The organism is Chitinophaga dinghuensis, assembly GCF_003259435.1.
Lineage (GTDB): Bacteria > Bacteroidota > Bacteroidia > Chitinophagales > Chitinophagaceae > Chitinophaga > Chitinophaga dinghuensis.
The window spans coordinates 25,208-38,710 of sequence record NZ_QLMA01000008.1; the positions used below are offsets into that span (position 1 = coordinate 25,208).

Sequence of the window (13,503 nt, forward strand, 5' to 3'; positions counted from 1 at the left end):
TTTCAGCGGATGTATTTCACGCAAAGCAGCAAAGAGGCAAAGCAGCAAAGGATGAAATTTTGTTGTTTATTTGAGTCCACTTTTTTGGGTGCTTAAATAACATCATTACATAATCAGTGCTATCAACAAAATAGCACCAAGATAATAATATCCATTGCTGCTTTGCTGCTTTGCGAGCATAAAAATTATAACGTCTTCACTCTTATATTCCGGAACCGCACCACATCTCCATGTCCCAGGAATCCGATATGTCCGGTTTCATTCTTTAACCCTGGATGTTCTTTATGATCTAAAGTTCCATGATCTCTGGCATCGGCGATATCGCCATCCAAAATCACTTCTCCATTCAGGATGACCTTGATGCGGGTTCCGTTGGCAATGATCTCTTCCTGGTTCCACTCTCCTACTGGCTTCAGGAAGCCGCGTTTGGCAGGGATTACGCCATATACGGAACCATGATACTGGTATTCGTGCAGCTTTTTATAGATGTCTGCATCATTGTCCAGAATTTGAATTTCCATGCCATTATACGCGGCATCTCCTTCCAGTGGCGCGCGGATACCTACGCCATTGTTGGCGCCGGGTGTCAGTTGAAATTCAAAGCGGAAAGAAAAGTTTTTGTATTCGTCTTTCGTATATAGGTTGCCGTGACCACCCATTTTAGGATAAATGACCATGTTGCCATCTTCCATTACATAATCGGTGGTATTACCTGTCCATGCATGCATATTGGTACCGTCGAACAGTAGTTTATATCCCGCTTTTTGTTCCTCTTCGCTCAGTACAGAGGGCTGTGGACGCGGAATTTCGCGGATGTATAATTCGCGGTAAGTTACATTGGTGCCGTGTGCCTGTAATTCTAACTGTTCTTCGGGGAAGATAGGTAGTCCGCGATCCCAGTAGTTTTCCAGGATAGTATTATTGGTCACCAGTTGTCCGTTCAGATAGACGGTCACTCTGTCGCCTTTCATGATGATACGGAAATGGTTCCATTCGCCGATGGCGTTGTCTGCCAGTTTCAGCGGCTTACTTTCATGGGTCTGGTTGTTGTATAAACCGCCGGAACCTACCTGTGCGCCTACATCTACACGGGAGGTATCCCAGATCTGTACCTGTGGGGAACCGCGCAAATAGATGCCTGCATCCCCCTTGCTGGTGATCTTCCAGTCTACCAACATTTCGAAATCTCCGAATTTCTTTTCTGTGCAGAGGTTATCTCCTTCTCCATTAAACACCAGCATGCCATCTTTCACAGACCAGCCTTTACGCATGATTTCATCTGCTTTGTTCTGTGCAGCTTTGAGGGTTTTATCATTCATCTTGGAACGCTTCAACGGATTTTCCACGAGGCCTTTCCAGCCACTGAGATCCTTTCCATTGAACATCGGCACAAAACCCTCTCCAACAGGCATTTCTGCCAGATATTTGCGAATAGACTGACGTTGATAATCGGCATCTCCACCTTTCAATCCAGCGGCTGCTTTCTCAAGGATAGCTTTCACTTCCGGGCCGGCGAGGGATTTATCTGCCAGTGCAATATTCATGCTCACTAATGCTGCATCCGCAGCGGTAGCGGGATCGTCCAGATAGCGAGAGGCCAGCAGTAAGCCATTGTAGGATTTTGATTTATCCAGTACCTGTAAGGCTTTCAGTTTTACTGTCGCGCCAGGAGACAGGTCCAGTATATTACGTACCATCAGTACTTTCTGATCAGCGGGTTGCTGACTTTTAGTGGCGATGACGAGGTAGCCCAGTTGAGCCTGTTCCTGGTAGGCAGGCAGGGATTTGTTGCGGGCAATTTCCAGCAAAGCAGGTGCAGCATTGGCGTTGGACCATTCTGTCAAGGCCGTAACAGCCGCTGATTTCGTTTGCTCATTACCGTTATTAAACGCATTTACCGTTTGCTGAACCGCGTCTTTACTGCCAATACCTGCCAATATTCCCAGGTAACGGGATTGTTTATCAGGTCCTGCCTGTTGCATATATTGCTGTAAGTCGCCCGCGCCGATACCAGCACTGATAATGCCTTGTTGTACCGCCTTGATTTCATCCTCACCGGCAACGTTATTCAACAACTGCATCAGTGTGGGAATATCTTTTGCGGTAGCCATGAAGCGCAGCGCATCTAGTCCAGCTTTGTGAAGCTCTACGTCTGAACTGTTGACAGCATCCAGGGCGAAGGGACTGTATTTCACATCCCGACGTTCTGCCATTACTGTTATAGCAGCCGTTTTACCAGCATTCGTCAATCCAGGATAAACGGATGCCAGGGCATTTGTAGTTGCTGCGCCGGGTAGCAACAGCAGCGTATTACGTATAGTCGATACAGTGGTAGCATCTGTGGTATTCAGGGCGCCCATAAGGCCAGGGAGACTAACAGCGCCGCCTATACGACCAGCAGCATCTGCGGCGGCCGCTTTCACAGCGGGGTTCTTATCCTGTAGCATTTCGGTAGCCGCAGGTAATGCGAATTGCACTTTCTTATCTGCCAAAATACGCAGGGCGGCGGCTTTTGTATTGTTATCTGCAGCCTTCAGCTGTTTCAGCACCAGGGCTTGTTGTGGCGCTTGCAGATCGTTTGCATACCTGCCGATCAATTTCCATCCGGCATCTTTTACACGAGCGCGGGGATCTGCGGTAGCAGCGAGGAATTGAGGGAAGGCTGTCTCCCCTTTATTATCTGCCAATAATTGCAGTGCAGCGATATAGGCATTTTCGCGCGCTGGCGTTTTGGTATCATTCAGTATGGCTGTTGCCAGCGTAGCCGCTTGTTTTTTATCGGAGAGCTGTGAAAGCCAGGTCAGGTAAGACGCAGTAGCATTGGTATGGTCGTAGTTCCAGCCGGCACGGACAGCAGCTGCTTTCAGCACAGTACCTGCTGCCGGATCTGCTATTCTTGACAATGCATAGTGGGCTACTTTTTGCAAATCGGGACTTCCCGTAGCAGCCAGTTTCATGATGGCAGCATTTGCAGGCGAGTAGTTCGCGTCTCCCAAAGCCTGCACCAGCGTCTGTTGTATTAATTCTTTTGAAGTAGCCAGCGCCTGGAGGAGTGCCTGTTTACTTTCCGTTGTATTGATTTTCACCAGTGCACGGGCAGCAGGATCTGCCAGTTGCTGATCGGCTAACAATGGTTGTAATACAGGAATGGCAACAGGGTCTGCTAAGGTTTGCAGTTGACGGATAATGAAAGCTTTGGTTTCAGTAGCATCAGCATGCGTTAATGCAGTTGTAAATGCACGGGCAGCCGTCTGCCGCTGTGTTTCTAATCCTTTCCCTGTAACATAAAAAGCATAGCCTGCCAGGGCATACTCTGTTTTTGTATTATCTCCTTTTCTGGGGCCTACCAGCATATCTGTCATTTGGGAGATGCCATCTGCTCCTAAGGCTTCTATCTCACTGCAATACTTTTGCAGTTCTGCCTGGCCATTTGCAGGGAAACGGGCAAGGATATCCGCAATTTTGGTAGTAGCTGTTCGCTGATCGGGGCCTGATTGTGCATACAGGCAACTGCTGACCAGCAACGCCGTTATTATGGAAGTAACTTTTTTCATCGTTGGTCTGATTAAATAGTCCATGGCCCACGCATGGGGTGAAAAATCAGGCTATTGGCGCCCGCATCATTGATAAACTCCTGTTTCACCGGATCGAATTCCAGACTGCGGTTGAGTTGCAACGCAATCTTTCCCATATTCACCAGCGTACAGGAACGGTGCCCGTTCTCTTCGTTCAGCGCGAATTTGCGGCGCAGTTTCACTGCCTCTACGAAATCGGTTTGTTGTGGCACCGGATCGGGGAATGCTGCCAGTTTCTTTTCCAGGTCAGGGATGGTGGATCTGAAGCCAGGATATAATTTTCCGTTAGGTCCTTCGATGTAAGCCGCTTGCGAATCCTTTCCTTCTCCGTCCAGTATGATTTGGCAACCATCTGCGTAGGTATAGATAATTCTACGCCAGGTGCCAACTGCGTCGGGGTGTTGCTGTGGCGCATCCACTTCTACTTTCACCGGACTGGTATTATCTTTTCCGAGGAAGTACTGGATAGGGTCCAGGTAATGTTGTCCCATATCTCCGAGTCCGCCTCCATCATAATCCCAGTAACCGCGGAAGGTCTGGTGTACCCGATGTGGGTTATAAGGCTTATAGGGCGCAGGTCCCAGCCACATGTCGTAGTCTAATGTTGCAGGTACGGGGAGTTCCGTCAGATTGGTTTTACCTACCCAATAGAATTTCCAGTCGAACCCCGTGTGTTTGCTCACTGTTACTTTCAGCGGCCATCCCAGCATTCCGCTTTCCACCAGTTTTTTGATGGGTTTAACGGTAGTGCCCATGCCGTAGAAGTTATCTTCAAAACGGAACCAGGTATTGAGGCGGAAGATGCGGCCATGTTGCTGAACGGCTTCCACCAGGCGTTTACCTTCGCCGATAGTGGCTGTCATCGGTTTTTCGCACCAGATATCTTTGCCTGCGCGGGCGGCATCTGCCGCGATGATACCGTGCCAATGGGGTGGCGTCGCGATATGTACGATATCTACTTCCGGCAGGGTGATGACCTCACGGTAATCCGTAAACGTTTTTACGGATTTATCTTTCAGCTGATCCATGGCCATTTGGAGGTGGCCTCTATCCACATCGCAGATGGCCACTACGCGGGTACCGGCGTAGCCAAAATGTCCGCGGCCCATGCCGCCAACGCCAATCACGGCTTTGGTCAGTTGATCGCTGGGCGCGATGAATCCGCGGCCAAGCACATGGCGGGGAACAATGGTGAAAGCAGCCAGTGCGCCAAGGGAATTCCGGATAAAGGAGCGCCTGGAATTACTGTTCTGTTTAGTCATAAGGAATTTAATTGAGCAGATGGATTATTGGGCATACAGTACAATAAAGTGATAGCTCGCCAATCAGGTGTTCACTGGATAATAGATCAAAGCGCGCATGGTCACTATTTGTAGTTGTAATATATAAGGAGAGCAGCGTAATTGCTGTATAATTGTGATGAATGGTGGCGCTAAAAAATTAACGCCCGGCAGATGCCGGGCGTTATTGAAACATAGTTGTTGAGACGTTAATGCTGTTTACGCATTGACGATTTCGCCATACCATACGCTGGCAGCGCCGATAACGGCAGCTGATTCACCCAGCATGGCTACGCGCAATGGGACGTGTATATTATTTGAATCAAGGACGTTGTTGACTGCAGGGGTAAACAGTGCGGCTGCATTGGCGATATTACCGCCCAACACTACTACTTCTGGTCTTTCCTGCTGAATAAATGGTACAAGGAATTCGCCCAGGTTGGTTCCGAACTCCTCAAATATTCCGGCGATGCGGGTATCTTCCCCCATCAGTTCCGTTAATGCTTTCACATCTTTCACTGTTCTGCCGGTGATTTCCGCATAGCGTTTAATAAACCAACGGGTAGAAATATAATCTTCTGCGATGCTGGCTTTAAATGGGGTGCACCAGCGGTCTGCATCTTTGGCCAGGTGACCATCGAAGGTAGCAGAGCCCAGTCCTGTTCCCAGGGTGAGGCCTATCGCGCTTTTAAAGTCGCGGGCGGCGCCACTGAAGCCTTCTCCTTGCAGGAAGCATCCGGCATCGTTGATAAACTGGATATTTTTGGGTGATGTATGCAAACGAGCTGCCAGCAGTTCTTTCACATTCAGGCCATATAGCGCATCGAATTTTTCCTGGTTTTGCATCAGGCTGATGCCATCTTCATAGTTGAATGGGCCGGGCATCCCTATACCGATTACAATATTCTCTCCTTCTAATCCTGCTGCCACTTCTTTGATAACAGCTGTCCATGCATCGATAATTTCTTCAACAGTTCCTTTTCCATTGATACGTTCCCGATGCCATGTGCCTTCTATAATTGATCTGTCTTCCAGATCTACCAATGCCGCTGTTATATGCGACCCTCCTATATCCACTCCTACAGCCATGGAATTTTTCATATGTTAAAAAATGCAGGTTAATCGCTAAATCGTTTTAGCGATGAGGACAAATATAATATATTTTTTTTCTTCTGTTAGATTTTTCTACAACCGGGATTGCGGGGCCTTCGCCTATTATCTGTACTTAAAAAAATCCTACTTTTACATGGACCAGCGTTTTAGGTATGAAAAAAGAAAACTCCACCAATTCGATAAATGCGCGCCAGCTGAAAGGCGACTGTGGTACCGTATTCACGCTATCTCTTATCGGTAACAGGTGGAAGCCTGTGATCATATGGCGGCTCCTCGACGGGAAGATGCGTTATACGGAATTAAAGAAGTCCATCAACGGAATTTCCGAACGCGTACTGGTATTGCAATTGCGCGAAATGGAAAACGACGGACTGATACAACGCCTCATTTACCCGGAAGTGCCGCCACGTGTAGAATATGAATTGACTCCATTAGGACTTTCTATGGAACCCATTCTGGAGGTCATGTCTGCCTGGGGATTAGATCATATGCCGCAGGAGCAGGAAGTTCCGATTAAGGTAGCAGGATGATTATTTCAATCCTGCATCATTGATGGCGCCGGTGGCCAGCGCTACCCAATCGGCATCTCTTCTCCCTTTACTGAGTACGGTCAGCAATCGCTGATGCACCAAATTTGCCATAGGCATGGGCGTATAAGATCTGCGGGCAGTTTCCAGGACCAGGTCTATATCCTTTAATCCCAGGGACGCTTTGAAGGCTGGGTTACCTACGAATTCCCTGTTTAAAATCATAGCCCCATAATTGCGAAAAACAGGACCCGTAAACAAGGTAGTGGTCAGCATTTCATAGGCCGCTTTTACATCCAGTCCGTTTTTCTCCGCCAGCACAAAGGATTCAGCCATCAACTCCATAGAACTGGCAATCATAAAGTTGCCTATTAGTTTGAGTACATTGGCACTGCCTGCCTTTGGACCTACATCAAAAATATTCTTTGCAAACCCATCTTCCAATAAGAACCTGATGCGTTCTTTTGGAGCTGCGTCTCCACTGATCACTGCATTTCCCACCTTTGCCTCCGCAGCCTCTGGCCTCGCAAATACAGGAGCAGCCACGTAGTGCACTCCGTACTGCTTATGCCCGGATGCCAGTTCATTCGCAGTATCTGGAGATATCGTACTCATAGATACATGAATACCTCCCTGACCAAGCGCCTGCAGGAACTGCTCATTCGCAATCTCTCTGACAGCAGCATCATCCGATACAAGCGTGCACACAATGCCGCCTTTTTCAGCAGCATCTGCAGGACTGTCTACCAAAATTGCGCCCAGCTTCTCCAATGGCTTCGCCTTCTCACGGGTACGATTATACACCTTCAACTGATGCCCTGCCTTCAATAAATTAGCCGCTATAGGAAACCCCAGGTTTCCCAGTCCAATAAATCCGATTTTTTGCATAATAATCTACTTTAAGTGAAAGTCTATCAGGTTTTACAAACACACTTGGAAAGTTAGCAAAAACTATTGAAATAACAGATAACGGCTACCCATATACGAAATCTTCTATTTTTGATATGGTAGATTCCCGCAAATACACTACATTAACGCCAACCCAGTTACCAGCCTATGAAAAAACTTTTATCCTTTATCCTGTTACTATGGGCATGCCATACCCAGGCCCAACTATCGCTGTCCACCAGTTCCAATACCAGCGAAACTGTCGGCCTCTTTCGCATCACCGACCAGGAAGCGCGTAAATTGTTTCGTGACGCACTTATCCAAACTGCCTATTCACAGCAAAACTATTACCAGCGGGAGAATACTGCTGCTCCTGAATTTCAGGTAAACGATGGCCTCCTCCACACTTTTATCAGGTCCTGGAAGCAAAATGAAGAAATGCCTGCGGATGTTCCCGCAGGGAATTACGTTACTGTCTACGCCAGGAATAACCATCTGGTATATACTTATGCTCCCGTACAGAACGTACGCATGCATATCCTGGATAACCAAAATGACCTGATTATTTCCGTTCTGGATAATAAAGATCAAATGGTGACCAATGCCAGTATTTGGTTAGGCAATAAAAAACTACGCTTCGATCCCGACAACCACTATTATATCCTGAAAGGCGGACACAAAGACGATATTATTACTATTAAAAGTAATGGCGTAGCCAATTACTTCTATGCGAAAGAACGTAAAATAAAGCGGATGAGCCAACTGAAATACCGCTATCTGAAACTCCGCTCCTTCTTACGGTTCCAACACCATCGTTACAGACGTCCGCATGATGATGACGATGAGGAGATGGAGAGCAAAGTGACAGGATTCATGGTATTCAACAAACCTAAATTCAAGCCTGGCGACTCCATCCGAATGAAGGCTTTTATCACTGACCTTAAAGGAAATCCGATCAACATCCCGCTTGAGTTACATCTCACCAAATATGCATGGTTCAACAATGATCAATTTGATACTATGCTGGTCAAACTTACGCCCTACCGACCTGGCGCCTATGAGTTCAGTTTTCTACAGAACGAAGGCTTAAAAATGAAGCTGGATAAAGACTACAGCCTATGCCTTAAAAAGCCACGGAGCAAAAACAGGAGCCCACTTCCAGTGATCTCGAAAGACTTCCACTACGAGGCGTATGAACTAAGTGAACTGATCTTTAAAATCCGTAGCGAAAAAACAACCTATCAACGAGGAACACCTATTAAAATATTTCTGAAGGCGACCGATGAAAATGATCTTCCCGTGTTAGACGGTCGTGTATCCGTTGACGTTATCATTGATCGTTCCGAGAACTATGCTCCCGGCGCCACCTTTATACCTTCTAAACTTTGGGAAACAACCCTGCAGCTGGAGCCGACAGGAGAAACCATACTGACGTTACCCGACAGTATTTTCCCTAAAGCAGATCTCTCCCTCCGTGTAAATTGCGTACTAAAGTCTTCCAGTAACGACAACCGGAATGAGACCCTTCATCTTAATTATAAATGGGAAGCTGCTGCTATCCGGTTCGAAAAAAAGGGCGACTTCCTGGAAATTAATTATGAAGAAAACGGGAAACCAGTTCCTGTCAGCCACAGTTACTGCTCGTAATTCCCGTCACGACAGCATAAGTCAAATGACATTGCGCCTGCCCGGAAAGATTCCTGTCAGTCCGTATGTAGCCGGCTATGAAGTGAAAGCCGGAGAAACAACCGGTAGCTATGAGCTGAAGTCAAGCGATGCCGCTATCAATGTTTCCGCCGAACGCAGCCAGGATTCAGTATTTGTAAGCATCTCTAATCCATCTAAAATACCAGTATGGTTCCAGGTATATGCAGGCAATAAACTCGTCCACAGAGGATATGGCCAGGAGATTTACTGGACGGCAAAGGCATTTCGCCATAAACATTACACGGTAAGAACACAATATATTTATGGCGGCGTGGCACGTAAGAATGTCTCCTATGCGTACGACATTCCTCGACTGCTACAGGTAAGTATCCAGGCGCCGGGCATCATTCAGCCAGGAGGGAAAGCCCATCTGACAGTCAATGTACGCGACTACCAAAACAAACCCGTAAAGGATGCGGATGTCACTGCATTTGCATATACCTCTAAGTTTAAAACCGAGGACCCCAAGATACCCTATTATGGCGCGGCAACGGCTCGTATCAGAAGAGTCGGTTCCAGCTACATAGCCAATAATCCCGGCGCATTTTCCGTAGAAGGCAATCTGAACTGGGCCAGATGGAAAAGTATATTGGGACTAGATACCTTGCCTTACTTCCGTTTTTTCCATCCGGAAGGGCTGATTTATAATTTCGAGCCCGTTGACCTGGATATCACACAGGTGGCGCCTTTCGTTGTTAAAAAAGGAACGCCGCAGATACCCCACATGATGTGGATAGATGAAGACCTGCGATATGTTTACGGTACCACCACTACAGATGACTATTCCTTCCCGATACATCCGGGCCATCATACTATACGTATCCGCACGGCCTCAGAAGAAGTAATAGTGGACTCTGTATATATTCCGGAGGGCAAGAAAACGTTTATTTGCCTGCCGGCAGACAAACCTTCTCCGGGCGTCCGTATCCTCTCCAAGCCAGGAACTTTTACCACTAAGGAAAAGAAACAAATAGACAGCAACCTGATTTTATTATCCAGCGATAATAACTATCTGCGATACATCTACGGGGCTTCTACCAGTTATGCATTGCCTTTTAAAGCAGCTATCAATGGCAATGACCTCATCGGTCCTTTTTCCGGTCAATATCTCAGCGATTATTCGGGTTATAAAAATGTACATTACTACCAAGAGTATTATTATCATTCTGGCAAACAAATCCATCAGTCATTTGTACCTGCGGCGAATTACTTTCATGAGATCAAAAATGGCCTCGTAAGAGAAACGGAAGCGCATATCAGTAGGGATTACTTCAGCAAACGGCTGGCTAAAGACCTGTCATCACCTCCCTTAAAGGATACAGTGATGACTTACGATCAACTGGAAAAAGCCCTCCTCAACAATTTGGAGAATATGTCGGTCTCCCATAAAATGTATGGCTATACCTCCCATCTTACGCTCTTGTTTAACAACTCTTTCCGGGATAGTATCCGGCAAATATTTATTTACAAACATAAGGACCCTTATTGGATTACCCTATGCGACCCTATAATGGAAGCGGTTCCCAACTCCTATGAAGGGCTGTATAAAGTGGTGGTACTTATGAAAAATACAGGCTATGTGGCCTTTGACAGTCTCAAAGTAATAGATGGCTATCAGAGTATCTATCATTATATTTCTCCGAAAGTATTAGCGGAAACAGATACCATTAGCCACCTGCGAACCAGACTGAATGAAGCCATTATGGATGGAACAAAGGCGAGTGCCTTTATTGAGTATCCTCCCTACGAGCCTAGTACTCCCACTACTTACAGCAGATCATATCTTGATAGAACGGCTTATACCGACTTTTTCCCTAAGGCTTCTCGTTCCAACACCCACACTTTAACTGGAAAAGTAACAGATGAAAAGAAAGCAGGCCTAGCAGGCGTAACAGTTTATCTCCTGGGTACCAGCCGTGGCGCCATTACCGATGGGAATGGTGAATACAAGCTTCCGGTTCCAGACTCCTGTACTATCATTTTCACCATGCTAGGTTATCAGCCTAAAGCATTGCCTGTTCCAGGTTTGCAGACATTAGATGTTACCTTAAAACCATATACGGCCACTTTATCGGAAGTGTTAGTAACAGGATATGCAACCAGGAGAGAAGCAAGGACAACTGGTTCTGCATCTTCCTCCTCATCAAGAAGAGGCGGAAATCTGGCTGCACCAAATGACAAGGTGGCCATAGGTGGATTAAAGTCAACACAAAATTTAAATGGCCTGGGGAATGCCCCTCTCCTCTTTGTGGATGGAGCTCCCTATAATGGCTCCATCTCCGACCTGGACCCCAACACTATTGCAGATATTAATGTCATTACTGGAGATCGCGCTACTGCTTTGTACGGCGTTAATGGTGTGGACGGTGTTATTCTGATTACTACCACCGGCAAAAAATCATCCGATGGTAAATCAGAAGAGGAGGTACCCGGGCAAAAAATCAGACTGCGACAAAATTTCCGGGACGACGCATTCTGGCAACCACGCCTACGCACCAACGAAAATGGCGAGGCCAGCTTTGACGTTACCTACCCGGACGACATCACCAGCTGGAAAACCAATGCACTGGTCATGACTGATAATAAACTGTCGGGCAGAACCACCGCTACCACCAAAGCCTTCCGCTCTCTTTCTGCAAAACTCGCCCTACCAAAATTTGTACTGGCTGGAGATACATTGGGTGTTTTAACGAAAATTACCAACTATGCCGCGGATAGCATTCATCTGCTCCGTCAACTCAAAGTAAATGATCAGTCATTGCTGGATGGAGAAGTGAGTCTGACCACTACCAACATTGCCACCACACCTGTGCTGGTAACAAATACGGATAGTTTACGCGCTACGTTCCTGATCTCCAACCATATGAATATGAATGATGGGGAATACAAAGCCATTCCGGTATTACCGGTAGGTACCATGGAGACCAGCGGAAAGTTCCTCTTGCTCAGAGGAGATACGAGTATAGACATTCCCGCTTCCGGCGATACCAGCGCACTGCATCTATATGCCAGTACCACTGCAATGCCCATCTTGCTGGAAGAAGTAGAATATCTCATTAACTACAAATATCTCTGTAATGAGCAAACAGCATCCAAACTCGTGGCACTGTTGCTGAAGCGGAAATGGGCACGTGCAATGAACACTCCATTCAAGCATGACGATATGATTCGAAAATTGATGGATCACCTGGAAAAAGGGAAGAATGATGCTGGCCTCTGGGGTTGGTGGCCTGGAAACCAAACGACCTACTGGATTACTGCGCATGTCGTAAAAGCATTGAATATGGCATCGCAGCAAGGCTTTAAAACGAAATCATACTCTCCTGAAGTACTGCGACTGATTGTGCCCCATATACCAGAAGATCTCCCTAACAGATTGTCTATGCTGGAAACACTCCTGGACATTAATCCGGCTATGAACATCCGTCCCTATATGGATACTTTTAATAATGCCAAATTAACCAGTTACCAATGGCTGCAGGTAATCCGATTACAACAACGTAGCGGTATGCCGGTGAATACCGGTTTCATTACCAAAGCCGTTCAGAAAACCATGCTGGGTAATACCTACTGGGGCGATGATGGCATTTTCCTGATAGGGAACCGACTCCAGACTACCTTACAAGTATACCGGATACTGAAAGCAGAAGGCGGTCATGACGATTTGCTGCGTAGTACCCGAACATGGATATTGGAGCAAAGAGGCACCCACTCCTGGAGAAATACGTATGAGTCGGCCTCCATATTGGAAACCATCTGGGACGACGTCACCCGCGAAAATGAAACTGCGGCGCCTGTGCTGACGATTAATAACAGGGAGATCACCGATTTTCCTTATGCTGCCGCTCTGCCAGGCAATACCGCGGTATCTGTCCGCAAATCAGGCAACAGAACTGTTTACTTCAATTCCTGGCAGCAACATTTCAATGCAGAACCTGTCCGCAAAGACGATGCATTTAGAATCCGTACCTTCTTCTCCCAGGAAAACCACAGCGGTTATCTTAAAGCCGGCGAACCAGCTACATTACAGGTAAGTGTAGAGGTGAAAGGAGAGGCCGATTTTGTAATGATAGAAGTACCTATTCCTGCCGGCTGCTCCTACCACAGCAAGCGCCAGGGCTATTATGAAGACTACAGGGAATATAACTATGAGAAGGTAACTATTTTCTGTCAACATCTTAACAAGGGCATGGTTAATTTCCAGGTGGAACTAATGCCACGATATACCGGTACTTACCAGCTAAATCCTGCAAGAGCAGAGCTGATGTACTTCCCGGTGTTTTACGGACATGAAGGAATGAAATCTATCCGCATCCAATAGGAAAAAGTGAATGGGCTCCCCGGATTCCAGGGAGCCCATTTCTTCCCCAAAAAACTATTACCAGCCTCCGTCTGGGCGTATTCTCCTCCTAC

At 46.9% G+C, this 13,503-nt stretch carries 7 protein-coding genes; 3 read left to right on the forward strand and 4 right to left on the reverse strand.

Annotated elements, in window-relative coordinates; genetic code table 11:
* Positions 1–185 precede the first annotated feature (185 nt).
* The 3 genes from CLV59_RS21940 to CLV59_RS21950 all read right to left on the reverse strand — a co-directional run bounded on the left by CLV59_RS21940 (position 186) and on the right by CLV59_RS21950 (position 5,956).
* The gene (locus tag CLV59_RS21940; RefSeq protein ID WP_170137867.1) at positions 186–3,554 is read right to left on the reverse strand and encodes a family 16 glycoside hydrolase; all 3,369 of its coding nucleotides are present in this window, start codon (positions 3,552–3,554) and stop codon (positions 186–188) included.
* 11 nt (positions 3,555–3,565) lie between these two features.
* The gene (locus tag CLV59_RS21945) at positions 3,566–4,837 is read right to left on the reverse strand and encodes a Gfo/Idh/MocA family oxidoreductase (protein ID WP_111594238.1); all 1,272 of its coding nucleotides are present in this window, start codon (positions 4,835–4,837) and stop codon (positions 3,566–3,568) included.
* A gap of 237 nt (positions 4,838–5,074) precedes the next feature.
* Positions 5,075–5,956 (reverse strand): ROK family protein, encoded by an 882-nt coding sequence (locus CLV59_RS21950; RefSeq protein ID WP_211324005.1) that lies wholly within the window; start codon positions 5,954–5,956, stop codon positions 5,075–5,077.
* Between the two features lie 164 nt (positions 5,957–6,120).
* Between CLV59_RS21950 and CLV59_RS21955 the strand changes: the two genes are divergently transcribed.
* Positions 6,121–6,498, forward strand: a complete 378-nt coding sequence (locus tag CLV59_RS21955) for a winged helix-turn-helix transcriptional regulator (protein WP_111594239.1) — start codon at positions 6,121–6,123, stop codon at positions 6,496–6,498.
* On the opposite strand, the gene CLV59_RS21960 is transcribed toward CLV59_RS21955, so the two are convergent.
* Positions 6,499–7,383, reverse strand: coding sequence for an NAD(P)-dependent oxidoreductase (locus CLV59_RS21960; RefSeq protein ID WP_211324006.1), 885 nt, complete (start codon positions 7,381–7,383; stop codon positions 6,499–6,501). It lies immediately after the preceding gene.
* A 168-nt stretch (positions 7,384–7,551) separates the two neighbouring features.
* On the opposite strand from CLV59_RS21960, the gene CLV59_RS28995 reads away from it, so the two are divergent.
* On the forward strand, positions 7,552–9,030 hold the full coding sequence (locus CLV59_RS28995; RefSeq protein ID WP_170137868.1) for a hypothetical protein: 1,479 nt from the start codon (positions 7,552–7,554) through the stop codon (positions 9,028–9,030).
* Entirely contained in the window at positions 8,981–13,411 is a 4,431-nt protein-coding gene (locus CLV59_RS21965) for an alpha-2-macroglobulin family protein (protein WP_170137869.1), read from the forward strand. The genes CLV59_RS28995 and CLV59_RS21965 overlap by 50 nt, the downstream gene beginning before the upstream one ends.
* Positions 13,412–13,503: the final 92 nt, after the last annotated feature.

Coding starts and splice junctions, on each gene's coding strand:
- CLV59_RS21940 (WP_170137867.1), bottom strand. CDS start 3,554: ATGAAAAAAGTTACTTCCATAATAACGGCGTTGCTGGTCAGCAGTTGC.
- CLV59_RS21945 (WP_111594238.1), bottom strand. CDS start 4,837: ATGACTAAACAGAACAGTAATTCCAGGCGCTCCTTTATCCGGAATTCC.
- CLV59_RS21950 (WP_211324005.1), bottom strand. CDS start 5,956: ATGAAAAATTCCATGGCTGTAGGAGTGGATATAGGAGGGTCGCATATA.
- CLV59_RS21955 (WP_111594239.1), top strand. CDS start 6,121: ATGAAAAAAGAAAACTCCACCAATTCGATAAATGCGCGCCAGCTGAAA.
- CLV59_RS21960 (WP_211324006.1), bottom strand. CDS start 7,383: ATGCAAAAAATCGGATTTATTGGACTGGGAAACCTGGGGTTTCCTATA.
- CLV59_RS28995 (WP_170137868.1), top strand. CDS start 7,552: ATGAAAAAACTTTTATCCTTTATCCTGTTACTATGGGCATGCCATACC.
- CLV59_RS21965 (WP_170137869.1), top strand. CDS start 8,981: ATGAAGAAAACGGGAAACCAGTTCCTGTCAGCCACAGTTACTGCTCGT.